The organism is Cupriavidus sp. GW823-FHT06D04, assembly GCF_058795055.1.
The window spans coordinates 157797-181578 of sequence record NZ_JBXAHL010000009.1; the positions used below are offsets into that span (position 1 = coordinate 157797).

At 66.4% G+C, this 23782-nt stretch carries 22 protein-coding genes; 3 read left to right on the forward strand and 19 right to left on the reverse strand.

All coding sequences use genetic code 11. The features are described 5' to 3' along the window. The 12 genes from hflK to ndk all read right to left on the reverse strand — a co-directional run bounded on the left by hflK (position 1) and on the right by ndk (position 13114). Complete coding sequence (gene hflK / locus AC1Q7H_RS14510) at positions 1-1359, reverse strand: FtsH protease activity modulator HflK (protein WP_013957213.1); 1359 nt, start codon at positions 1357-1359, stop codon at positions 1-3. Positions 1360-1511: 152 nt separating this feature from the next. After that, complete coding sequence (gene hflX / locus AC1Q7H_RS14515) at positions 1512-2756, reverse strand: GTPase HflX (RefSeq protein WP_211979875.1); 1245 nt, start codon at positions 2754-2756, stop codon at positions 1512-1514. 225 nt (positions 2757-2981) lie between these two features. Further along, positions 2982-3221, reverse strand: a complete 240-nt coding sequence (gene hfq / locus AC1Q7H_RS14520; RefSeq protein WP_010809431.1) for an RNA chaperone Hfq — start codon at positions 3219-3221, stop codon at positions 2982-2984. A gap of 211 nt (positions 3222-3432) precedes the next feature. Next, entirely contained in the window at positions 3433-4776 is a 1344-nt protein-coding gene (der, locus tag AC1Q7H_RS14525; RefSeq protein ID WP_035816329.1) for a ribosome biogenesis GTPase Der, read from the reverse strand. A gap of 219 nt (positions 4777-4995) precedes the next feature. Continuing rightward, entirely contained in the window at positions 4996-6171 is a 1176-nt protein-coding gene (gene bamB, locus AC1Q7H_RS14530) for an outer membrane protein assembly factor BamB (RefSeq protein WP_013957216.1), read from the reverse strand. 68 nt (positions 6172-6239) lie between these two features. Beyond that, complete coding sequence (locus tag AC1Q7H_RS14535) at positions 6240-6872, reverse strand: tetratricopeptide repeat protein (RefSeq protein WP_114132549.1); 633 nt, start codon at positions 6870-6872, stop codon at positions 6240-6242. Between the two features lie 69 nt (positions 6873-6941). Beyond that, complete coding sequence (gene hisS / locus AC1Q7H_RS14540; RefSeq protein WP_013957218.1) at positions 6942-8312, reverse strand: histidine--tRNA ligase; 1371 nt, start codon at positions 8310-8312, stop codon at positions 6942-6944. A gap of 39 nt (positions 8313-8351) precedes the next feature. After that, the gene (gene ispG / locus AC1Q7H_RS14545) at positions 8352-9644 is read right to left on the reverse strand and encodes a flavodoxin-dependent (E)-4-hydroxy-3-methylbut-2-enyl-diphosphate synthase (RefSeq protein WP_013957219.1); all 1293 of its coding nucleotides are present in this window, start codon (positions 9642-9644) and stop codon (positions 8352-8354) included. A gap of 48 nt (positions 9645-9692) precedes the next feature. Further along, positions 9693-10712 carry a RodZ domain-containing protein gene (locus AC1Q7H_RS14550; RefSeq protein ID WP_492381407.1) on the reverse strand — a complete coding sequence of 340 codons (1020 nt, stop codon included), beginning with the start codon at positions 10710-10712 and terminating at the stop codon, positions 9693-9695. Further along, on the reverse strand, positions 10705-11484 hold the full coding sequence (gene pilW, locus AC1Q7H_RS14555) for a type IV pilus biogenesis/stability protein PilW (protein WP_013957221.1): 780 nt from the start codon (positions 11482-11484) through the stop codon (positions 10705-10707). The genes AC1Q7H_RS14550 and pilW overlap by 8 nt, the downstream gene beginning before the upstream one ends. After that, positions 11481-12635: a dual-specificity RNA methyltransferase RlmN gene (gene rlmN, locus AC1Q7H_RS14560; RefSeq protein ID WP_013957222.1), complete on the reverse strand. Its 1155-nt coding sequence runs from the start codon at positions 12633-12635 to the stop codon at positions 11481-11483. Before rlmN ends, pilW begins: the two co-directional genes overlap by 4 nt. Positions 12636-12688: 53 nt before the next feature. Next, on the reverse strand, positions 12689-13114 hold the full coding sequence (ndk, locus tag AC1Q7H_RS14565; protein WP_013957223.1) for a nucleoside-diphosphate kinase: 426 nt from the start codon (positions 13112-13114) through the stop codon (positions 12689-12691). Between the two features lie 374 nt (positions 13115-13488). Between ndk and AC1Q7H_RS14570 the strand changes: the two genes are divergently transcribed. After that, positions 13489-14193: a Bax inhibitor-1/YccA family protein gene (locus tag AC1Q7H_RS14570; protein WP_013957224.1), complete on the forward strand. Its 705-nt coding sequence runs from the start codon at positions 13489-13491 to the stop codon at positions 14191-14193. Positions 14194-14262: 69 nt separating this feature from the next. Here the strand turns inward: AC1Q7H_RS14570 and rlmD are convergent, their stop codons facing one another. After that, complete coding sequence (rlmD, locus tag AC1Q7H_RS14575; RefSeq protein ID WP_371827423.1) at positions 14263-15591, reverse strand: 23S rRNA (uracil(1939)-C(5))-methyltransferase RlmD; 1329 nt, start codon at positions 15589-15591, stop codon at positions 14263-14265. A 227-nt stretch (positions 15592-15818) separates the two neighbouring features. Here rlmD and AC1Q7H_RS14580 point away from each other — a divergent pair, with 227 nt between their 5' ends. Further along, the gene (locus AC1Q7H_RS14580) at positions 15819-16676 is read left to right on the forward strand and encodes an endonuclease/exonuclease/phosphatase family protein (RefSeq protein ID WP_492381408.1); all 858 of its coding nucleotides are present in this window, start codon (positions 15819-15821) and stop codon (positions 16674-16676) included. 27 nt (positions 16677-16703) lie between these two features. Here AC1Q7H_RS14580 and AC1Q7H_RS14585 read toward each other — a convergent pair whose 3' ends face one another. From AC1Q7H_RS14585 to surE, 5 genes are read right to left on the reverse strand one after another with little or no spacing between them, the layout of a single operon-like run. Then, the gene (locus AC1Q7H_RS14585; protein WP_013957227.1) at positions 16704-17543 is read right to left on the reverse strand and encodes a 3'-5' exonuclease; all 840 of its coding nucleotides are present in this window, start codon (positions 17541-17543) and stop codon (positions 16704-16706) included. Continuing rightward, positions 17540-18718: an RNA polymerase sigma factor RpoS gene (gene rpoS / locus AC1Q7H_RS14590; protein ID WP_492381409.1), complete on the reverse strand. Its 1179-nt coding sequence runs from the start codon at positions 18716-18718 to the stop codon at positions 17540-17542. The genes AC1Q7H_RS14585 and rpoS overlap by 4 nt, the downstream gene beginning before the upstream one ends. A 6-nt stretch (positions 18719-18724) precedes the next feature. Next, positions 18725-19585, reverse strand: a complete 861-nt coding sequence (locus AC1Q7H_RS14595; RefSeq protein ID WP_013957229.1) for a peptidoglycan DD-metalloendopeptidase family protein — start codon at positions 19583-19585, stop codon at positions 18725-18727. Positions 19586-19593: 8 nt separating this feature from the next. Then, entirely contained in the window at positions 19594-20514 is a 921-nt protein-coding gene (locus tag AC1Q7H_RS14600; protein ID WP_211979880.1) for a protein-L-isoaspartate(D-aspartate) O-methyltransferase, read from the reverse strand. 28 nt (positions 20515-20542) lie between these two features. Then, positions 20543-21295 (reverse strand): 5'/3'-nucleotidase SurE, encoded by a 753-nt coding sequence (gene surE / locus AC1Q7H_RS14605; protein ID WP_013957231.1) that lies wholly within the window; start codon positions 21293-21295, stop codon positions 20543-20545. A 207-nt stretch (positions 21296-21502) separates the two neighbouring features. Between surE and AC1Q7H_RS14610 the strand changes: the two genes are divergently transcribed. Further along, entirely contained in the window at positions 21503-22477 is a 975-nt protein-coding gene (locus tag AC1Q7H_RS14610) for an NADPH:quinone oxidoreductase family protein (RefSeq protein ID WP_492381410.1), read from the forward strand. Positions 22478-22673: 196 nt separating this feature from the next. Here AC1Q7H_RS14610 and AC1Q7H_RS14615 read toward each other — a convergent pair whose 3' ends face one another. Then, complete coding sequence (locus tag AC1Q7H_RS14615) at positions 22674-23732, reverse strand: porin (protein WP_153953635.1); 1059 nt, start codon at positions 23730-23732, stop codon at positions 22674-22676. Between the last annotated feature and the right edge of the window lie 50 nt (positions 23733-23782).

The following is a 23782-nucleotide window of genomic DNA, read 5'->3' on the forward strand; positions in this document are numbered from 1 at the left end:
TCAGCGCGAGTCGCGGTCGCGGTTGCGCAGCGATTCGCGCGAACGGATATCCGTCGATGCATCCGGCGCGGGTGCCGGCGTGCTCGCGGCACCCGGCTGGCCCGGTTGCGGCGCGGCGCGGCCATCGGCCTGCGCCATCAGCTTGTCCAGCGGCAGGTAGAGGAGATTGTTGCCCTGGCGCGCGTCCACCAGCACCTTGGTCGAATTGCTGTAGATCTGCTGCATGGTTTCCAGATAGATGCGGTCACGCGTCACCTGCGGCGACTTGGCGTACTCGGTCTGCACCGAACGGAAGCGCGAGGCATCGCCCTCGGCCTGCGCCACCACGCGGGAGCGGTAGGCTTCGGACTCTTCCTTCAGGCGCGCCGCGGTACCCTTGGCGCGCGGGAGGATGTCATTGGCATAGGCCTGGCCTTCGCTGATCGCGCGCTCGCGGTCCTGGCTGGCCTTGTTGACGTCGTCGAACGCGGCCTGCACCTGCTCGGGCGGCTGCACGCTCTGCACGTTCACGGACAGCACACGGATGCCGGTCTTGTACGCGGTCAGGATGGCCTGGATCGACTTGGCCAGTTGCTGCGCGATCTGTTCGCGGCTCTCGTACAGCACCGCGTCCATCTTGTTGCGGCCGACGATCTCTCGCACCGAGGTCTCGGCGGCCTGCGTCACCAGCTCTTCATCGCCTCCGCGGTCGGTCTTGTTGAAGAACAGGAATTCGCTGGCGTCCTGGATCACGTATTGCACCGTAAAGCGCACGTCGATGATGTTCTCGTCCTGCGTCAGCATTGACGAGTCTTTCAGGTTGCTGTCCTTGATCGACGTGGAGCGCCCCACCTCGACCGAACGCACGGCCGACAGGTTGACGACCTCGGCCGACTGGACCGGCCAGGGCATGCGCCAGTTGATGCCGGGGCCTGTGGCGTACTTGAACTTGCCGAACTGCAGGATCACCGCAGTCTGGCCTTCCTGCACCATGAAGAAGCCGCTGGCCAGCCAGATGCCGACCACCGCTGCCACGATCACGCCAGCACCCACGCCCGAGCCTTTGCCCGGCGTGCGCGGGCCGCCAAAGCCCTGGTTGCCGCCGCCGTTGTCCTTGCGGCCGAGCAGGCCGTTCAGGCGGCGGTTGAAGTCGCGCCACAGCTCGTCCAGGTCGGGCGGGCCGCCGTCCTGCTGCGGACGCTGGTTCTGCTGGCGGTTGTCGTCGCGACCGTCCTTCTTGTCGTCGTCGTCCTGACCGTTGCGACCCCAGCGCGGATCGTTCAGCGAGAAGATGGCGCGCAGGCGCTGCCAGCCCGCGCGCAGCGCGAAGCGGCCGCCTGGTGTCAGGCTCGAATCAGCATTCCGGGGAAACTGGGGCATGAAGTGCACGGGTCCGGGGAAGTTTGTAACAGGGGGATTCTAGCAGTCATCCGCGCCACTTTTGGCCAATTCGCGCAATCCCGGCGGCAATCGCACCGGAATTGGGCATAAGCTCCGGCGAACTGGCGGCGAATTGACCGCGAATTGACGGGTTAAAGCCTGCCCGAATCCCCCGCATCGGGGTCGTCGCTGCCGTCAGCCACGCCGCCATCATCGGCACTGTCGTAATGCGGAACGTCGGCCAGGCGCGGATCATAGGGTTGCGGCTCGGGCGGGCGGCTGGCCAGCCATTGCGCCACCTCGACCACGGCCTCGCGCAACGCATCCAGGCCGAGCCCCTCGCGCGCGCTCAGGAACACGCGGGTGGGGATACCGTCCTCGTCGCGCTCCAGGCGCGGGCCCTGCTCCAACAGCTCGGGCGCGGCATCGATCTTGTTCATCACCACGATCTGCGGGATGTCCAGCGCGTTGATTTCCGCCAGCACGCGGTTGACCTGCTCGATCTGCTCATGGCGCACCGGGCTCGATGCATCCACCACATGCAGCAGCAGGTCGGCATGCACGGTCTCGTCGAGCGTGGCGCGGAACGCCGCCACCAGTTGCGTGGGCAGGTCGCGGATAAAGCCGACCGTGTCGGACAGCACCACGTTGCCCAGGCCATCCAGGAACAGCCGGCGCGAGGTGGTGTCGAGCGTGGCGAACAGCTGGTCGGCCGCATAGGCGCCAGCCTTGGTCAGCGCGTTGAACAGCGTCGACTTGCCCGCGTTGGTATAGCCCACCAGCGAAATGCTGAGCGTGTCATTGCGCGCGCGGGCGCGCCGCTGCGTGCTGTGCTGGCGCTGCAGCCGCGACAGATCCGACTTGAGCCGCTTGGCGCGCTCGTCCAGCATGCGCCGGTCCAGCTCGAGCTGGCGCTCGCCAGGGCCGCCGCGCATGCCGATGCCGCCCTTCTGCCGCTCCAGGTGGCTCCACGCCCGGACCAGCCGCGACGCGCGGTACTGGACCTGCGCCAGCTCCACCTGCACCTTGCCGACGTGGCTCTGCGCGCGCTGCCCGAAGATGTCCAGGATCAGGCCGGTGCGGTCGATCACGTGGCGGTTCAGGAAGCGTTCCAGGTTGCGCTGCTGCGCCGGGCTCAGGGCGTGGTTGAACACGACCACGTCGGCATCCAGCGCGTCGGCGGCCTCCTTCAGCTCCTCGGCCTTGCCCGAGCCGATGAACAGCGCCGGATCCGGCCGCGAGCGGCGGCCCGTCAGCGTATGCACCGGCAGCGAGCCGGCGGTAGAGGTCAGCAGCGCCAGTTCACTGAGGCTTTCCTGGAAATCATGCTTGCCGAAGTCGACGCCGACGAGAATGGCGCGCGAGGGGGCGGTATTGGAAGTGGCTCTGGGGTCCAAGGGAGGGCGCGAAAGCGCAGGGAAAAACGGGTTCAGGGGGAAGGCGGGCGGATGTCGGACTCTGTCCTGGCCCCTGCCGGGACAGGCCGCCGCATGATGCGGAACGTGGCGGCAGCGGCGGCTGCGTAGGCAACGGCCGGGCCGCGCGGCACCGGGCGCGATGGCGCACCGGCGCCGGGCATCGGTGCGGCGCCGCGGGGCGCCCGCACGATGCCCGCAAGGAGATCAGGCCTCGGCGGCGTCATCCACGCGGAAATTGACCGCGCGCGCAGGAACGACAGTGGAAATCGCATGCTTGTAGACCATCTGCGTCACGGTGTTGCGCAGCAGGACGACATACTGGTCGAACGATTCGATATTGCCTTGCAGCTTGATGCCATTGACGAGGTAGATGGAAACCGGCACGTGCTCTTTGCGCAGCGCGTTCAGGAACGGGTCTTGTAGCAGTTGCCCTTTGTTGCTCATGGCACACTCCAAATTTATAGGTTTAGTAAAGAATGATGGGGATGGAAGTCCCCGGTTCAAGTCAGTCGGCGCAAAAACGCGCCAGAAAAAAGATCAAAAACGGTACCAAGTCGGCGTCAATGCACAGGGAACCCCCTGCTACCGCAAATTTAGCCGCAGTTCCAAACGAACGCAAACGAAAACTTGCCCCGCCAGGGATCCGATTCCGGACTCAATCCTTCGAGTCCGCATACGGATTTTTGTTCGTACGAAATTCGATGCGAAGAGGGGTGCCCTTGAGCTTGAATGCCGTACGGAAACGATTCTCCAGGTAGCGCCGGTAGGTTTCCGCAACGCCCGACAGTGCATTGCCGTGGATCACGATAATGGGCGGATTCGAGCCGCCCTGGTGCGCGTAGCGCAGCTTGGGCCGCGATGCGCCGACCCGCTTGGGCTGCTGGAATTCCACCGCTTCCTGCAGCACACGCGTGAGCTGCGGCGTCGGCAGCTTGACCATCGCCGCGGCGAACGCGTCATCGACCGAACGCATCAGCGCGCCAATGCCGGTACGCTCGCGCGCCGAGACAAAATGGAAATTCGCGAAGCTCAGGAATTGCAGCTTGCGTTCCAGGTCGTGCTTGATGCGGTCGCGGGTATGGCCGTCGAGCCCATCCCATTTATTGACGCCCACCACCAGCGCGCGGCCCGACTCCACGATAAAGCCGGCGATGTGCGCGTCCTGCTCGGAAATATCCTGTTGCGCATCGAGCAGCAGGATCACCACGTTGGCATCGGCGATCGACTGCAGCGTCTTGACCACCGAGAACTTCTCGATCGCCTCGAACACCTTGCCGCGCCGGCGCAAGCCCGCCGTGTCGATCAGCGTGTAGGGCTTGCCGCCGCGCTCGAACTCCACGTAGATGGCATCCCGGGTGGTGCCGGGCATGTCGAACGCGATCACGCGCTCTTCACCGATCAGCGTGTTGACCAGCGTGGATTTCCCCACATTGGGGCGCCCGACGATGGCAATCTTGACGCCCTTGCCTTCGTCCGAAATCTCTTCGGCCAGCTCGGGGCGCTCCTGGACCGCGAGCTCGATGGCCTCGTCGACCAGTTCGCTCACGCCATCGCCGTGGGCAGCGGAGATCGCGTAAGGATCACCCATGCCCAGCTCATAGAAATCGGCCGCCACCGAGGTGTACTTCATGCCCTCGGCCTTGTTGACCGCCAGCATGATGCGCCGGCCGGTCTTGCGCAGGTAGTCGGCAATGGCGCGGTCCTGCGGCGCCAGGCCCAGGCGGCCGTCGACGATGAAGATCACCACGTCGGCCTCGACCACGGCCTGCTTGGTCTGCTTGGCCATCTCGGCGACGATGCCTTCCTTGACCACCGGCTCAAAGCCGCCGGTATCGATGGCAATGAACGGACGTTCGCCGATGCGCCCTTCCCCGTAATGGCGGTCGCGCGTCAGGCCCGGCAGGTCGGCGACAAGGGCGTCGCGCGATCGGGTCATGCGGTTGAATAGCGTCGACTTGCCCACATTGGGGCGGCCGACAAGTGCGATAACTGGTTTCATGCAATAAACGGAAACGGGGGCCGGCACGCCGCCCCCCGGTAGCTCCGGAGTCAATGGATCCGACGGCACGCCGCGCCACCTGGGCGCGGTCTGCCGCTTGTCCTGTCGGGCGCGGCGCCGGGTCAACGGACCCGCTGCAATTGCCGCGCTAAGGATCATGCTACCGGATTCGGCGCTGGCCGTACCGACAGGTGTACGGCAGCGCGCATTGGATACCTGTCAGCCAGGCTGGAAACCGTAGACGTCGCCGTCGCGGGTCTGGATTACCATGGTCTGCCCCGCCATCACGGGCGCGGCAGTGATGGCACTCCCATCGGTCTTCATGCGTGCGATGACCTGGCCGTCTTCGCGCGACAGGAAGTGTACATAACCTTCAAAGTCACCCATTACCACCGAGCGGCCCAGGGCCAGCGGCGCGCCCAGGCGACGGTTGCGCAGGTCGTTGTTCTTCCAGCGCTCGTTGCCGTTCTGGCGGTCGAACGCATGCACGACCGACTGCTCGTCGCTGGCGTAAATCGCATTGTCATCCTGCGCCGGGCCGCTCGGCGACGAGAAGTCCTTGCCCCACTGCGGCTGGCCGCTGGCCAGCTCCAGGCAGGCCACCCGGCCCTGGAAGGTAGTGGCGCAGACCTGGCGCCCGCTCACCATCGGCAGGCCGGTGACGTCGTTCAGGCGCTCGATCTCCGACACGCCCTTCGGGTACGAGACCGCGCTCTCCCAGCGCAACACGCCGTTGCCCGGCGTCAGCACGCCCAGCTTGCCGCCAGGGAAACCCATCACGATGCCGTCGCCGGCAAACACCATCCCCATCGACGCACGCAGGTTCAGCGGCGTCTGCGAGCGCTGGTAGATCCAGCGGCGCTCGCCGGTCTCGGCGTCCAGGCCGAATACGCGCGTGTCGGTGGTGCGCACCACCACTAGGCCGTTGCCGACCAGCGGCGCCGACAGCACCTCGCCGTTGACCTGCTTCTTCCAGATCTGCTTGCCGCTGGCGTCAAAGGCATAGATGGCGCCCTTCTCGCCGGCGACCGCCGTCACCGAGCCATCGCTGCCCGGGCCCGAGGTCAGGTCTAGGTCGGCCTTGGCCTTCCACAGCACGCGCCCGCTGGCGCCTTCCAGCGCCATCACGTTGCCGTTGTTGGAAGACACGTAGACGTTGTTGCCCGCCGCGGCCGGCTGCATCGAATAGGGGCCGCTCTTGCCCACGTCGGCCTTCCAGGCCTGGCGCACCGACAGCGTGCCCGAGACCGGCTTGAGCTCGGCGGGCGGGTGCTTGTTTTCCTTGCTGAACAGCGAGCAGCCGCCCAGTGTGGCCAGGCAGGCAACCGCCACCAGCGCACGGGTCATTGCGCGGGCGGGCTGGCGATGTACGGCACGGGAAAGCACTGACGTCATAGGGTTACGGTCCTGTTTATACGATCCGCTGGATATGCGGTGTTTGCACGCGTTCGGGAGCGGCCGGATCAGGCCGTGCCCAGCGCATCGAGCTTGAACTGGATAATCTGGCGCATCGCCGGCTCGTCCTGGCCCAGCTTGTCCAGCGCCTTGCGATAGGCCGTGCGCGCATCGTCGCGCTTGTCCTGCGCGGCCAGCAGGTCGCCGCGGCGGTCGGCATACAGCGCCACGAACGCTGCCGGCGGTTCATCCTTGAGCAGCGCCAGACCCTTGTCGTAGGCCTTCTCGTCGAGCAGCACGCCGGCCAGGCGCACGCGCGCCAGGTGCGAGTAGGCTTCGTCGCCGTGGTCGATGGCCCACTGCAACTGACTCTTGGCCGCGGCCAGGTCGCCCGCATCGTACAGCACGCGGCTTGCTACCAGCGCGCTCATCTGGCCATAGGCGGTGCGGCCGTACTTGTCTTCCAGGTCGGTCGCGGCGCGCTTGATGCGCTCGATGTCGCGCGCATCGGCGGCCTTGAGCACCTGCTCATACAGCACCGCGGCCTCGCCGGCCTGCCTGCGTTCCCAGTACTTCCAGCCGTTCCAGCCGGCAAACGCCAGCAGCGCGACGATCAGCACCCAGGTCAGCGCATTGCCGTACTGGCGCCACCAGGCCTTCAGATTCTCAAGCTGTTCCTGTTCTTCTAGATCGTAAGCCATGTCGAGGCAATCACCTGCGTTGGGTTGGGTACTCGTGTACTGGGGTGTTCCGGCTGGCCAGCGTGCGATTTATTCGCTGGCGCCGACCATGGCGTCGATCAGGTAATCGACCAGGCCTTCGGCCGGCACGGTGGCCTGTTGCCCACCGCCTTCGGCCTGCTCGCGCTGGCGAAGTTCCTTGACTTGGACCACTCCGGCGGCCACTTCGTCCTCGCCAATGATAACGGCATAGGCCGCGCCGCTTGTGTCGGCGCGCTTCATCTGCGATTTGAAGCTACCGCCCTTGCCGTCGGGGCTGGCGTGTAGCACCACGTCCAGGCCCGCGTCGCGCAGCCGTTCCGCGGCGATCATCGCCTGCTGCGCGGCGGCTTCGCCCTGGTGCACCAGGTAGACGTCGCAGCCCGCCGCGTCGGGCACCACGCCTTCTTCGCGGATCAGCTCGATGATGCGTTCGATGCCCATGGCCCAGCCGCACGCGGGCGCGGACTTCCCACCCATCTGCGCGATCAGCGGGTCATAGCGCCCGCCGCCGGCGATGGTGCCTTGTGCGCCCAGCTTGTCGGTGATCCACTCGAACACCGTCAGGTTGTAGTAGTCCAGGCCACGCACCAGGCGCGGGTTGATCTTGAACGGGATGTTGTTGGCCTTGAGCAGGCGCTGCACGCCCTCGAAGTGCGCCAGCGACTCTTCGCCCAGGAAGTCGATCAGCTTGGGCGCGTTGGCCGCCATCTCCTGCAACGCCGGGTTCTTGGTGTCCAGCACGCGCAGCGGGTTGGTGTACAGGCGGCGCTTGCTGTCGTCGTCCAGGATGTCCTGGAAGCCTTCCAGGTACTTGATCAGCTGTTCGCGGTGCGCGGCGCGTTCATGGGCCTGCCCCAGCGAATTGAGCTCCAGGCGCACGCCTACCAGGCCCAGGTCGTCCCACAGGCGCTGGCACATCAGGATGATTTCCGCATCCACGTCCGGGCCGGCAAAGCCCAGCGCCTCGGCGCCGAGCTGGTGGAACTGGCGGTAGCGGCCGCGCTGCGGGCGCTCGTGGCGGAACATCGGGCCGGTGTACCACAGGCGCTTGGGGCCGTCGTACAGCAGGTTGTGCTCGATGGTGGCGCGCACGGCCGCGGCGGTGCCTTCCGGGCGCAGCGTGAGCTGCTCGCCGTTGAGCGAATCGGTGAAGGAGTACATCTCCTTCTCGACGATGTCGGTGACCTCGCCGATGCCGCGCACGAACAGCTGCGTATGCTCGACGATCGGCGTGCGGATCTGCTGGTAGCCGTAGGCGCGCAGCATGGCGCGTGCGGCATTCTCGAAATGCTCCCACAGCGGCGCGTCCGCCGGCAGCATGTCGTTCATGCCCTTCACGCCCTGCAGGGCCTTGGCGGGGCGCACCTTCGGTTCGGTCTTGGCACCGCCTTCGGCGGCCACATTCTCGGATTGCGTCATTCTGTTCTAGTCAGGCTGCTGGCACCCGGCCGGTCCGGCTCAGGCTGCCACTTCTTTGTCGGCCCGCGCAGCGCCCGGGCCGTAATGCGTGCGAACGTATTCATCTACGATCGCCTGGAACTCTTCTGCAATGCGCTCGCCGCGCAGCGTCTTCACCTTGACGCCGTCGACGAACACCGGCGCCGCCGGCGATTCACCCGAGCCCGGCAACGAGATGCCGATGTTGGCGTGCTTGCTCTCGCCCGGGCCGTTGACGATACAGCCCATCACGGCCACATCCATTTCCTCGACGCCCGGGTAGGCGGTCTTCCAGTGCGGCATCTGCTCGCGCAGGTAGGTCTGGATGCTGGCCGCCAGCTCCTGGAACACCGTGCTGGTGGTGCGCCCGCAGCCCGGGCACGCAATCACCATCGGGGTGAAGTTGCGCAGGCCCATGGTCTGCAGGATTTCCTGCCCCACGTACACTTCCTTTTCGCGCGGCGCGCCGGGTTCCGGCGTCAGCGAGATGCGGATGGTGTCGCCGATGCCTTCCTGCAGCAGCACCGACAGCGCCGCGGTCGAGGCCACGATGCCCTTGCTGCCCATGCCGGCCTCGGTCAGCCCGAGGTGCAGCGCGTAGTCGCAGCGGCGTGCCAGCTCGCGGTAGACCGCGACCAGTTCCTGCACCTGCGACACCTTGCACGACAGGATGATCTGGTCGCCCGGCAGGCCGATTTCCTCGGCCTTCTTCGCCGAATCGATGGCCGAGGTGATCAACGCCTCGATCATCACGCTCTGCGCCGGCCACGGCTCGGCGCGCCCGGCGTTTTCGTCCATGATCCGTGCCAGCAGGTCCTGGTCCAGGCTGCCCCAGTTCACACCGATGCGCACCGGCTTGCTGTAGCGGCACGCCATCTCGATCATCTGCGCGAACTGCGTGTCGCGCTTGGCGCCCTGGCCGACATTGCCGGGGTTGATCCGGTACTTGGACAGCGCCTCGGCACAGGCCGGATAGTCCTGCAGCAGCTTGTGGCCGTTGTAGTGGAAGTCGCCCACCAGCGGCACATCCACGCCCATGCGGTCGAGCTGCTCGCGGATCGACGGCACCGCGGCGGCCGCCTCGGGCGTGTTCACCGTGATGCGCACGATTTCCGAACCCGCGCGCGCCAGTTCCTTGACCTGGATCGCGGTGCCGATGGCATCGACCGTATCCGTATTGGTCATCGACTGCACGCGCACCGGCGCACCGCCGCCAATGGTCACGACATTGTCGCCCCACGCGACGCGCGCCTGGCGCGTCTGGCGGCGCGGCAGCGGACCGGGCAGGACCGGGAGACAGAGCTGTTGGTTCATAGCGTTACCACCTTGCAAAGACGCATCTTGCCGCACCTTGCGCCCGCGTCAGGGCAGCGTCAGGCGCGCCACGTTGTTGCGGTTGGCTGCCTTCAGGTCGACCGGCGTGCCATTGCGCGTCAGCGACTCGACGCCCTTGACGTTGCCGATCACTACCTTGTACGGGGCCGTGCCGCCACCGGCCATGGTCTGGCCAGCCTTGGCGGTACCGCCCATGACGATCTTGCCGCTATTGTCCCGGATCTCATACCAGGTATCGGCGGCAAAGCGGATCTGCAGTTCGCCCTCGCCTGCTGGCGCAGCCGGTGCCGTGGCAGCGGCAGGCGCGGAAGCGGCGGAGGCTGCGGGCAACACCGCAGCCGCGGGGGCAGGCGCGGAAGCGGCGGAGGCTGCGGGCAACACCGCAGCCGCGGGGGCTGCCGCGGCACTGGCCGGAGCGGTTTCGGCAGACGGCGCCGGCGAGTCGCTGGCGGCCATGACCGGCGGCAGCGCCGCCGTCACGGTGCCGGCTTCCGTGCTCTGGATCACGGCAGGCGCTTCAGCCGTTACGGTCTCGGCAGCGCTGCTGCGCGCTTCGATCCATGCGCGGATATGGTCAAGCCCGAACCAGCCGCCCGCGGCCACCAACACGGCCACCAGCGCCAGCCAGACCCAGCGGCCGCCGCTGCCGCCCGAGCGGAAGCGGTTGCGGTCGTCGAAGGCCGCATTGATGCCACCCTCGCGCTGCCGGGCAATTTCCGCCACCTGCGCCACCGGGCGCGGCTGGAAGCGTGCCAGCAGCGGGTCGATGTCGACATGCAGCATGCGGGCATAGGCACGCATCACGCCCTTGGCGAAGGTCACGTCGGGCAGTGCCTGCAGGTTGCCGGCTTCGATCGCGCGCAGCTTGCCTGCAGCCACCTTCAGCCGTGCGCTGACGTCTTCCACCGACATCCGCTGCGCCTCGCGCTCGCGCGCCAGCGCTGCGCCGATCTCGCGTGCGGCGGCTTCGCGTTCTCCTTCGTGCGCGCCCCCGCCGACTTGTTGCGTCGGTACGGCCTGGCCTGCGGCGCGGTCGTGCTCACTCATCCCATGCTCCTTGTTCGTAGGCGGTCAACTCACGCGAGTCGGGGAAGCGGCTGCGCAGTTGCGCCCCAAGCGCATCCTGCGTGCGGCTGTCGCCCTGACGGTGGGCAATGCGCGCTCCCAGCCAGAGGGATTGCGCATTGACAAATTGGCTGCTGTTGACGCGCTGGACATACTGCCGGGCCTGCGCGAAGTCGCCGCGCCGGTAGAAGACCAGCGCGAGGTTGGTGTTGGCCACCGGGTTGTTGCGGTCGTAGCCGAGCGCGGCCTTCAGGTTCTTTTCCGCTTCGGCGCTGTGGCCCTGGCGCAGCTCGCACGCACCCAGGCTGATCAGCGGCTTGGCGGGGCCGCCTGCGGACGGCGCCGACATCGCGCGCTGCAGCATCGGCACGGCCTCGCCGTAGCGCCCTTCCTGGCACAGGAACCAGCCGTAGTTGTTGAGCAGGTCGCCGTCGTTGGCACGCATCGACACTGCCGTGCGGAAGCTGTCATCAGCCAGCGTCCGCTCATTCATATTCATGTAGATCAGCGCGCGCACATGGTAGGCGTCGGCGAGCGCCGGATCGATGGCAATGGCCTGCTTGATCTCGTCAAGGGCGACCGTGTTCTGGCCGGCCTCCAGATAGTTGGTGGCCAGCTGCAGCCGGATGCCGGCGCGGCGCCTTGCATCGGTCTGGTCGGAAGCGGTCTGGGGATCCTGCGCCGGCGCATGCGGCAACTGGCAGCCGGACAACATCAGCAGCCCCAGCAGGGCCGCAGCGATCAGACGGATCATGCAGGGCGAACCTCCCGAGGCTGGCCGGAAGCAGTGACCGGCACCAGTGGCGTGATCTTGCCGAACTTGCCGCGCTCGGCCAGGCGGGTGCGGTCCTTGACTTCCCCGGCCAACTGGCCGCAGGCGGCGTCGATATCGTCGCCGCGGGTCTTGCGGATGGTGGTCACGATGCCTGCATCCATCAGCACCTGCGCAAAGCGCCGGATCTGATCGTTGTTGGAACGCTTCAGGCCCGATTCGGGGAACGGATTAAACGGGATCAGGTTGAACTTGCACGGCACGTCGGCCACAAGCTTCAGCAGTTCCCGCGCATGCTCGACGCCGTCGTTGACGCCATCCAGCATGCAGTATTCGAAAGTAATGAAATCGCGCGGCGCGAATTCCAGATAGCGGCGGCATGCCGCCATCAGTTCGGCCAGCGGGTACTTCTTGTTCAGCGGCACCAGCACGTCGCGCAGGGCGTCGTTGGACGCGTGCAGCGACACGGCGAGAGCCACCGGGAGATCCTTGGACAGCCGGTCCATCATCGGCACCACGCCGGAGGTGGACAGCGTCACGCGGCGGCGCGACAGGCCGTATGCGTTGTCGTCGAGCATCAGGCGCATGGCCGGCACGACGGCGTCGTAGTTCAGCAGCGGCTCGCCCATGCCCATCATCACCACGTTGGAGATGACGCGGTCATCCTTGGGGCCGCGGCCCAGTTGTTCGCGCATGGCGAACTCTGCCATCCACAGCTGGCCGATGATTTCACCGGTGCTGAGGTTGCGCGAAAAACCTTGCTTGCCGGTGGAACAGAACCGGCAGTTGACGGCGCATCCTGCCTGCGAGGAAACGCACAGCGTGCCACGCGTTTCCTCGGGGATGTAGACCGTTTCCACCGCGTTGCCCTGGCCGACGTCGAGCAGCCACTTGCGCGTGCCGTCGGCCGACAGGTTGTCGGTGATGGCGGCAGGCGCGCGGATCTCGGCCCGCGTCGCGAGCTTTTCGCGCAGCGACTTGGCGAGATCCGACATGGCGTCGAAGCGGCTGGCACCGTAGTGGTGGATCCAGCGTTGCAGTTGCCGCGCACGGAACGGCTTCTCGCCGAGCTCGCCGCAATAAGCGGTGAGCGCGTCCGCGTCGAGGTCGAGCAGGTTGACGAGAGCGTTCATGACGGCAAACTCAGCTTCGGTGTCAGTCTAGTCCTGGCAGCAGCGCCGGACAATCAGCGGCTGTAGACGTTCATGCCCGGGAAGAAGAATGCCACTTCCACGGCAGCCGTTTCAGCAGCGTCCGAGCCGTGCACGGCGTTGGCGTCGATGCTGTCGGCGAAATCGGCACGGATGGTGCCCTTCTCGGCCTTCTTCGGGTCGGTGGCGCCCATCAGGTCGCGGTGCTTGGCGATGGCGTTCTCGCCTTCCAGGGCCTGGATAATGACCGGGCCGGAAATCATGAAGTCCACCAGGTCCTTGAAGAACGGACGCTCCTTGTGGACAGCGTAGAACTGCTCGGCTTCGCCGCGCGACAGGTGCACCATCTTGGCAGCAACGATCTTCAGGCCGGCGGCCTCGAAACGGGCGTAGATCTGGCCAATCACGTTCTTGGCCACGGCATCCGGCTTGATAATCGACAGGGTGCGTTCGATCGCCATGAAAAACTCCGAAAAATGAAGGGGTTACAAATGGATTAAACATGGGATTCTAGCACGAAGACTATGACCCTTTCGAGGGTCTTCCCTGCTCTGGCGTGTGTCGAGCCACCCTTGCCGCACAACCCGGCACCAAGTAGATCAAAGAGCACATTACAACCTTGTCATGCCAGGAACACGCCGCCCCGGCTAACATCCAATGTGAGCGGCACCGAACGGGCGCAAAGCATGTGCGAGGTGACTCCTGGGTTACCCCGCCCTTGCAATTCGATCTCCCAGGTGCCACATTGACGATGGTTCCGTCCGGGTTCCATACGAATCTTCGCATCCGAAGCCTCGCAGCCCCGGCGCCTCACCGTTTTGAGACAGGAGTCACCATGGATAACAAGCTGAACACCTACGGTTTCGGCAACAGTGCGTCGACCGTCACTGACGTCGTCGTTCGCAACCGGGTCTTGCGCAACACTTACTGGCTGCTGGCCCTCTCGATGATCCCCACCGTGCTCGGCGCGTGGATCGGCGTGGCCACCGGCTTCAGCTTCATGGCGGGCAGCCCCGGCCTGTCGCTGATCCTGTTCCTGGGCATCGCGTTCGGGTTCTTCTACGGCATCGAGAAGACCAAGAACAGCAGCATGGGCGTGGTTCTGCTGCTGGCCTTCACCTTCTTCATGGGCCTGATGCTGTCGCGCCTGATCGGCGCGACGCTGCAGTTCTCGAACGGGCCGGCGCTGATCATGTATGCCTTTGGCGGCACGGCGGCGGTGTTCGGCACGATGGCCACCATCGCCACGGTCAGCAAGCGTGATTTCTCCGGCCTGGGCAAATTCCTGTTCGTCGGCGTGGTCCTGCTGATCCTGGCCAGCGTCGCCAATATCTGGCTGCAACTGCCCTCGCTGATGATCACGGTGTCGGTGATCGCCATCGGCATCTTCTCGGCGTACATCCTGTTCGATGTGCAGCGCGTGGTGAACGGCGGCGAAACCAACTACATCACCGCCACGCTGGCGATCTACCTGGACGTGTACAACGTCTTCGTCAACCTGCTGGCGCTGCTGGGCATCTTCGGCGGCAGCCGCGACTGACGGCAACCTCCCCTGCAGCATGAAAAAACCGGCCTGATGGCCGGTTTTTCTTTGGTGCGCCCGCCGCGATCAGCCGCGATCGAACACCGCGATCGACTCCACGTGCGAGGTATGCGGGAACATGTTGACCACGCCCGCGCCAGCGAGCCGGTAGCCCGCCTCGTGCACCAGCAGGCCGGCGTCGCGCGCCAGTGTGGCGGGACTGCACGAGACATAGACGATGCGCTGCGGCAGCACGTCGCTGCCCTGCTGCGCCAGTTCGCCCAGCGCCTTGCACACGGCCAGCGCGCCTTCGCGCGGCGGATCGACCAGCCAGCGGTCGAAGCGGCCCAGCGCGGCAATGTCCTCGGCCGTGACTTCAAACAGGTTGCGGCATGCAAACTCGGTCCTGGCCGCCAGCCCGTTGTATTCGGCGTTGGCCAGCGCACGCGTAGTCAGCACCTCGCTGCCTTCGATGCCCATCACCGACTTGCCCTGCGTGGCCAGCGGCAGCGTGAAGTTGCCGATGCCGCAGAACAGGTCGAGCAGGCGGTCCTGCGGCTGCGCGTCCAGCAAACGCAGCGCGCGGCCGATCAGCACGCGGTTGATCTGGTGGTTCACCTGGGTGAAGTCGGTCGGCTTGAACGGCATGCGGATGCCGAATTCCGGCAGCGTATAGGCCAGCTCGGCATCGGCCGGGTAGAACGGATAGACCGTATCCGGGCCCTTGGGCTGGAGCCAGAACTGCACCTGGTGCTGGTCGGCGAAGGCGCGCAGCAGGTCCTTGTCGGCATCGGTCAGCGGCTCCAGGATGCGCAGCACCAGCGCGGTGACTTCCTGCCCCACGGCCAGCTCGATCTGCGGCATGCGGTCGCGGATCGACAGGCCGCCAACCAGCTCGCGCAGCGGCACCAGCATGGCCGACACATGCGGCGGCAGGATCTCGCAACGGGTCATGTCGGCCACATAGCTGCTCTTGCGCTCATGGAAGCCGACCAGCACCCCGCCCTTCTTGGCCACGTAGCGCACGGTCAGGCGCGCGCGGTAGCGATAGCCCCAGTCCGGGCCGGCGATCGGGCGGAACACCACGTCGGGCTTCACCTTGGACAGGTGCCACAGGTTGTCTTCCAGCACGCGCTGCTTGATCGCCAGCTGGGCGCGGGAATCCAGATGCTGCATCGAGCACCCGCCGCAGACCCCGAAATGCTGGCAGCCGGGCTTCACGCGCATCACCGATTCCTGCCGGACCTCGACCAGATGGGCCTGCTCGTAGCTGGGCTTGCGGCGAAAGCTGCGGTAGCTGACGGTCTCGCCGGGCAGCGCGCCCTCGACGAAGATCACCTTGCCGGGCGTGCCGTCCTCGTTCACCAGGCGGCCAACGCCGCGGGCCTCCATGTCGAGGCTGTCGATCGACACCACGGGATCGGCCGCGGGGGCACCAGCGTCGGCGCGGACACGGGACTCTTTTGCGGCGGGAGCAGCACCTTGATCGGCAACAGCGGCCGGGGCTGCCGGCGTTTCTTGTGGGAAGGACACGGCTTGGGACACCAGACGAAACCTGACGTATTGTTTTGCGAAAGCGGGATTGTATGCCAGACCGGGCCCGCACCGGTGGCAGCAGCCTGACGATACAACGGAGACAGCAAATGGAACTGATTTCCTGGAATATCCAGTGGGGCCGAGGCGCCGACGGTCATGTCGACCTGGGGCGCCAGGTCAACACCTTGCGCGGCATTGCCGACGCCGACGTCATCTGCCTGCAGGAGGTCACGCGCGGGTTCGGCGAACTGCGCGGCAGCCCGGGTGAAGACCAGGTGGCGGAGTTGACCGCCTTGCTGCCCGGCTACCACCTGCTCTACGCGCCAGGTGTCGACCGCCGCACCGCCACCGGAGGGCGCAAGCAGTTCGGCAACCTGATCGCCACGCGCCTGCCGGTGCGCGAAGTCTTCCGCCATGCCTTGCCCTGGCCGGCGGACCCGCAGGTCGCCTCGATGCCGCGCGTGGCGCTGGAAGCCACCGTCGAAGTCGGCGGCACCCGGCCGCTGCGCGTGATCTGCACGCACCTGGAGTATTACTCATCACACCAGCGCGCCGCGCAGGCCGAAGCCTTGCGCACCTGGCACGCCGAAGCCTGCGACCATGCGCGCCGCCCCGGCCGCAGCGAGAAATGGCCGGGCCCGTTCACGCCCGAGCCGCGCCCGGCCGAGGCCGTCCTGTGCGGCGACTTCAACAGCAAACCCGACGATATCGCCTACCGCCGCGTGCTCGAGCCCTTTGACGATGCCACGCCGCCCTGGCGCGATGCCTGGCTTCACACGCACCCAGGCCAGCCGCACGCGCCGACCTGCGCCCTGTACGACAAGGAGCAATGGCCGGAGGCGCCGTTCGCCTGCGATTTCATGTTCGTGACGGAGAATCTCGCCGGGCGTATCCGGCGCTGCGAGGTCGATGCCGATACGGCCGACTCGGACCACCAGCCGATCCTGCTGTCGCTGGATCTGTGAATCCGTGTCGGCGCGTCTGCGGCGTCCTCAGTCTTCGAGGTCTTCGGCTTCGGGCGTGAGACGCTGCAGCCGGAATGCCTGCAGGTATTCCATCCACTGCTCGCCGGGCAGCTCGGCCAATGATTCCTGGACGAATTCCATCTCGACGTCGAACTCGCGCGGCGACATGCCGCCGCGCATCAGCTGGAAGCGGCAGTACATCAGGTAGGTGTTGACGACGTCGGTCTCGCAGTAGGCGCGGATCTCGTCGAGCTGGCCTGCCTGGAACGCCTGCCAGACCTTGCTGCCGTCCATCCCCATCTTGCCTGGGAAGCCGCACAGCTTGGCTAGGTCATCCAGCGGCGCGCTGGCGCGGGGCTGGTACATGGCCAGCAGGTCCATCAGGTCCAGGTGCCGCATGTGGTAGCGGCTGATGTAGTTGTTCCACTTGAAGTCGCGGCTGTCGTCGTCGCGGCCCTCGCCCATTTCCCAGTAGCGCGGCGCGGTGACACCGTTGACCAGGCCGCGGTAGTGCAGCACCGGCAGGTCGAAGCCGCCGCCGTTCCATGAAACCAGTTGCGGACTGTAGCGCGCGATCAGTTCATAGAACTTCTGGATCAGCGTGGCCTCGCCGTCTTCCGGCGTACCCAGCGAGCCGACGTGGAACACCGCCGAGCCATCGCGGTGCGTGCGGCGCAGCACGCAGGAAATCGCGGCGATGCGTTGCAGGTAGTGCGGGAGAAAATCGCTGCCGGTCTTTTCGCGGCGGGCGGCAAACGCATGCTCGGCGACTTCGGCGTCGCTCATCGCATCGGGATGGTCATGCAAACGGCGCAGGCCGGCAACATCGGGAATGGTCTCGATGTCGAATACCAGCACAGGGGTCATAGAACGGCGTCCTTCCTGACACCTTGCGAAGCGAAATGCCGCTTGAGCTTGACCAGCGCCTCCTGCTGGATCTGGCGCACGCGCTCGCGCGTGAGGCCCATTTCCTCGGCGAGCTCTTCCAGCGTGGCGGGCTCGATATGGTTGAGGCCGAAGCGGCGCTCCACCACATAGCGATGCTTTTCCGACAGGCGCGCCAGCCAGAGCTTCATCAGCCCTTCCAGCTCGCGGTGGGCCACCTCCTGGTCGGGGGCGGCGTTGTGCTCGTCGGAGAGGAAATCCAGGAGGCTCGAGCCGGGATCGAGATCGAACGGCGTATCGAGCGAGGTGGTATGTTCGTTGAGTGCCAGGACGTCCTGCACTTCGTCCGGCGTCTTGCCCAGCAGGTGGGCGATGTCTTCCAGGCTGGCGTCGCGCCCGTCGGTGCCGCCCTTCTCCAGATGGCGCTTGGCGCGCAGCACCTGGTTGAGTTCGCGGATCACGTGAACCGGCAGGCGGACCGTGCGCGCCTGGTTCATGATGGCGCGCTCGATGCTCTGGCGGATCCACCAGGTCGCGTACGTTGAGAAGCGGAAACCGCGCGACGGATCGAATTTTTCAATCGCGTGCATCAGGCCCAGGTTGCCTTCCTCGATCAGGTCGAGCAGCGGCACGCCGCGATTGAGGTAGCCCTTGGCGATGCTGACCACCAGCCGCAGGTTGCGCTCGATCATGACCTGGCGCGCGGCAAAGTCGCCGTCCTTGGCCAGCGTGGAGAAATGCAGTTCTTCCGGCGCGGACAAGAGCGGCTTGATGCTGATGCGGTTCAGGTAGTGCTGGACGGTATCCGCGGCCAGCTCGGTATGCAGCACGGTGCGGAAATCATCATGCTCGGGGGCGGCGCCGTCGGTGCCATTTTCCGCGCTCTCTTCTTCCTCGTCATCCGACTCGTCCTCTTCGTCGTCGCGCACGATGCGCTCGTTGTCGTCGGCGAGCAGGTCGGCCTCGCGCAGGCCCACCGAAGCGGACGTGGCGATGGGCTCGTCGGTCACGGGAATCAGTTCGGCGGCGAGATCAGGCTCGAAGCCTTCGGCATCGGCGCGCGCGTCGGGATGTGCCACACCAGCCTTCACTTCCGGCTGCTTGGGACGGCGAGCCCTGCTGACGGTTCCGGAGGAGACAGTTTTCTGGCGTGGCATGAACCCTCACTGTGGCGGCAGGTACCGCATCGGATCAACCGGTTTTCCGTTCTTGCGAACTTCGAAGTGAAGCTTTACCCGGTCGGTATCGCTGTTGCCCATCTCCGCAATCTTCTGGCCCTTTCGGACCGCGGATTGCTCAGCCACGAGCACCTTGTCGTTGTGCCCGTAAGCAGTAAGAAATGTCTCATTGTGTTTGATGATGACAAGATTCCCGTAGCCGCGCAAGGGGCCAACGTGAATCACCCGGCCATCGTCCGCGGCCAGCACCGCATCGCCCTTCTTGCCCGCAATATCGATGCCTTTATTGCCCTTGTCGTCGAATTTCCCGACCGTCTGGCCGGTTGCCGGCCAGGCCAGCTTCATCGCGCCATCGGCGACCGGTGCCGCGGCCGCGGCGGGCGCGGCGGGCGTTGCCGCGGGCGCCGAAGCGGCCGCAGCCGGGGCCACCGGCGTGGCGGCCGGGCGGGCCTGGTCTATCGGCTGCGCCTGCACCGTGCCCGGCGCCACCGGCATGGTGGCCACGCCAGGCGCAGTGTTGACGTCGGCACCCGGCGGCACGATGCGCAGCAGCTGGCCGACCTCGATCTGGTTCACATTGCTCAGATTGTTCCACGTTGCCACATCGCGATACGACTGGCCGTTCTCCAGCGCGATACGGTAAAGGGTATCACCTCGCTTGACCCGATAGTATCCGGGGGGCGCCGGTTCCAGCGTCGCGGCCGTGGTACCGGAAGTGGAGGTACGGTCAACCACGGGTGCCGGCATCGGCGAATTGGCGCAGGCGGCCAGCAGGGCCGTCAGCGCCGAGGCCGCAAAAAGTTGTCCGGCGCGTGCGAAATATTGCGATTTCACGATGTTGTGCATAGTTCGACTCAGATGGTGCCCGATTTTAAGGGCACAAAGAAAACGGCTTCAAGCGCGGTTCTGTGAAAGCGATGGCGGTTGCGCCGCTCGATCAGCAACAGCTGCTGCGTGACGGTCTGGCCCGGCACGCCCGCCGGCGGCATCACCGCCACCGGGGCGATCAGGCGCCCGCCGATGGCCAGTTGCTCAAGCAGCGCCTCGGGCACCTCCATGCCGGCCGCGGCCAGGATGATGGCCGAAAACGGCGCCGCCTGGGGCAGCCCCAACATGCCGTCGCCGTAGTGCAGGCGCAGGTTGGGCACGCGCAGCGGCCGCAGGTTCGCCTTGGCCTGCTCGTGCAGCGGGCGGATGCGCTCGATCGAGAAGACTTCGCGCGCCACCTGGCTCAGCACCGCGGCCTGATAGCCGCAGCCGGTGCCGATCTCGAGCACGCGCTCCAGCGGCGCGTCGGCGGCCAGGCCCTCACGCAGCAGCTCGATCATGCGCGCCACCACCGACGGCTTGGAAATGGTCTGCTGATGGCCGATCGGCAGCGCGGCGTCCTCATACGCCTGCGATGCCAGTCCCGGCTCGACGAACAGGTGGCGTGGCACGGTGGCGATGGCCGACAGCACGCGCTCGTCGCGGATGCCCGCGGCACGCAGCCGCGCCGCCAGCGCCACGCGCGCGCGCGCCGAGGCCATGCCGCCGCCGCCTGCGGTGGCCGCCGAGGCGCGTTGCTCGACCGCACTTGCAGGCACCGGCGCGGGCGCCGGTGCGGCGGTGCGTGGCAGGCGCGGCTTGGCCGGCTTGGCTGGCGTGGGCGTGGGCGCGGCCGGCCGCGGCGTGCCCACGGCAGGCATGCCGGCAGTGCGGGCCGGTGCGGGCTTGCGCTCGACTACGGCATCGAGCGGCAGCGGAAACTTGTTGCGACGGGGCGTGGAACTCATCGGGGGCGCGACACTGCGGATCGGTGGCCTACTTCAACCACTGGTCGAGCGCGTCGAGCTGCCCGCGGTGCGTCAGGTCGAGCTGCAACGGCGTGAGCGAGACGTAGCCCGCCGCAGTTGCATGGAAATCGGTGCCCTCGCTGGCATCGCGCGCATCGCCCGCCGGGCCGATCCAGTAGTTGGTGTCGCCGCGCGGATTGACCTGCGTGATCACCGGCTGCGACGGATGACGCTTGCCCAGGCGCGTGGCGCGGTAGCCCTTGATATGTTCGAACGGCAGGTTCGGGATATTGACGTTGAGCAGGAACGGCTCGGCCGGCGGCGTGCCGATGATGCGCTCCACCACGGTGCGCGCCACGCGTGCCGCGGCGTCCAGGTGCTCCCAGCCCTTGTCCACCTGCGAGAAGGCGATCGACGGAATGCCCAGCAGGTAGCCCTCGATGGCGGCGGCGACGGTGCCGGAGTACAGCACGTCTTCGCCCATGTTCTGTCCCTGGTTGATGCCGGACACCACCAGGTCGGGTTTTTCTTCCAGCAGGCCCGTCAGCGCGATATGCACGCAATCGGTCGGCGTTCCGTTGACGAAGCGAAAACCTTTTTGCACGCCTTCGCGCGCTTCGTAGATCGACAGCGGCCGCTGCAGGGTCAGGGAGTTGGAGGCACCGCTATGGTTCTGCTCCGGCGCGATGACCGTGATCCGGCCCAGCGGCGCGAGCGCGGCATGCAAAACGGCCAGTCCCGGCGCGAGATAACCGTCGTCGTTGGCGAGAAGGATATGCATGGCGCGATTGTACCTGAGCGCGCGCGCGCAAGCGGCCCGCGCGCCGCCCTGAAAGCACGTTTCTGGCGCTGTATGCAGGCAGCAAATAACCACCTCCATCGCTTGGGCATGGAACAGAACGACCGTGCTATTTCTGCGCTACACTTGCCCTGCCCGCCCGCATAAGCTTGACTGGCGTGAAATGCCACCAACATCACCGGAGACAAGATGAAAGCCGTAATGTGCAAAGCCTGGGGCCCGCCCGATTCGCTGACCATCGAAACCCTGCCCGACCTGGTGCCGGCCAAGGGCGAAGTGGTCATCGACGTCAAGGCGGCCGCCGTCAACTTCCCGGATGTGCTCATCATCCAGAACAAATACCAGGCCAAGCCTGCCCTGCCGTTCAGCCCGGGCTCGGAGCTGGCCGGCGTGGTCAATGCGGTAGGCGAAGGCGTCACCCACGTCAAGCCGGGCGATAAGGTGATCGCCTACCTGGGCAACGGCGCGTTCGCCAGCCAGGCCAAGGCGCCGGCGGCGTCGGTGGTGCCGATGCCGCCCGGCATCGACTTCGAGACCGCGGCGGCTTTCACGCTGACCTACGGCACCTCGCACCACGCGGTCATCGACCGGGGCGAGCTGAAGGCCGGCCAGACCATGCTGGTGCTGGGCGCGGCCGGCGGCGTGGGCCTGGCGGCGATCGAGATCGGCAAGGCCATCGGCGCGCGCGTGATCGCCGCCGCCTCGACCGACGAGAAACTGGCGGTGTGCAAGGAGCATGGCGCCGATGCGCTGATCAACTACAGCACCGAAGACCTGCGCGAGCGCATCAAGGCACTGACCGACGGCAAGGGCCCGGACGTGATCTACGACCCGGTGGGCGGCATCTATGCCGAACCGGCCTTCCGTTCGATCGGCTGGCGCGGCCGCTACCTGGTGGTGGGATTTGCCAATGGCGAGATCCCAAAGCTGCCGCTGAACCTGGCGCTGCTCAAGGGTGCGTCGCTGGTGGGCGTGTTCTGGGGCGACTTCGTTCGGCGCGAGCCCAAGGCCAACCAGGCCAATATGGCGCAGATGCTGGGCTGGATGAAGGAAGGCAAGATCCGCCCGCATATCTCGGCGCGCTATCCGCTGGAGCAGGCCCCGCAGGCGCTCAAGGACATGGAAGCGCGCAAGGTCACTGGCAAGATCGTGATCGTGCCCTGAGCGGCACGCACGCCGGCGGCGCGCCCTGCCCGCCGGTAAAAGAGGGGCGCAAGGCGTGCGGCTACGCCCTGCGCCCGGCTGAGGCAACGCGCCTCAAGCTGCCAGCCGCCCTGGATGGCGCACACCCATGCGCCAGGCGGCGGGCAGTTCCCAACAGGCCGGTGCGGCCATTCAGGCCACTCAGGCCGCCCCTTCCTCAGAAGCGATGCTGCAGGCCGGCCATGACGCCGGTCTGGTTGTTGGCGAAGCCGACCAGGTCGCGCGAGACGCTGACGTTCTGCCCGTTGCGCGCATCGGCATAGCCCACCGACAGGTAGGCCGCCGTGCGCTTGGACAGCGCGTACTGGCCGCGCAGCGAGAACAGGATCGGGTCGGCATTGTTGCCGCCCTTGATGTTCTGCTTGTAGACCGCACCGTACAGCGTGAAGGCCGGCGTGAAGTCATAGCTGGCGCCGCCCCAGTACATGTCGCTGCGGTCCGTTGCCGCGCCGGTGGTGAAGGTGCGCTTGTAGTTGCGGTAGCCGGCAAACAGCTTCAGGTCGCCGAAATCATAGCTGGCGCCGGCATGGATGCCCTGGATGTAGTCGGTGCTGTCGGCCGGCGTGGTGCTGCTGCCGGCGCCGTTCTGGCGGTCCCAGGTGGCGGCCGCGGCAAAGTTGCCGGCGCTGTAGCCCACCCCCAGCGCGTACTTGGACGAGCTCTTGAAGTCCCCCGCCACTTCGCCCATGGCCACGGTCGCGCCCAGCTTCAGGCCGCCGAAGCTGCCGTCATAGCGGACCGCGTTCGAGGCGCGCGAGAACAGGCCGTCCTTGCGGCCGCCGGTCGCGGTCGATGAGGTGGCCCACGAATAGGCTGGCGCGTAGCCCATCGGGTCGAACGGCAGCATGAAGTCGTAGGTCGTGGTGAAGGTGCGGCCCAGCACCACCTGGCCGTAGCGGCTTGCCAGGCCCACCGTGGCACGGCGGTCGAACAGCGTGTTGTCGGTGTCCAGCTTGCCGGTGTCGATGGCGATGCCGCTTTCCAGGGCGAAGATCGCCTTCAGGCCGCCGCCCAGGTCTTCGCTGCCGCGGATGCCCCAGCGCGAGGTGTTCTTGCCGCCCGAGGTCAGCTTGACCGCCGAGCCGTCCGGGCCCGCGTGGCTGACATATTCGATGCCGGCGTCCACCAGGCCATACATGGTCACGCTCGATTGGGCGGATGCCGACCCGGCTGCAGCCAGACCCATCGCTGCAAATGCCATTGCCGTACGCTTCATGCTATCTCCTTGCTTGTGCTTGTTGTGTGAATCGTTAGCCGGCCGGATGG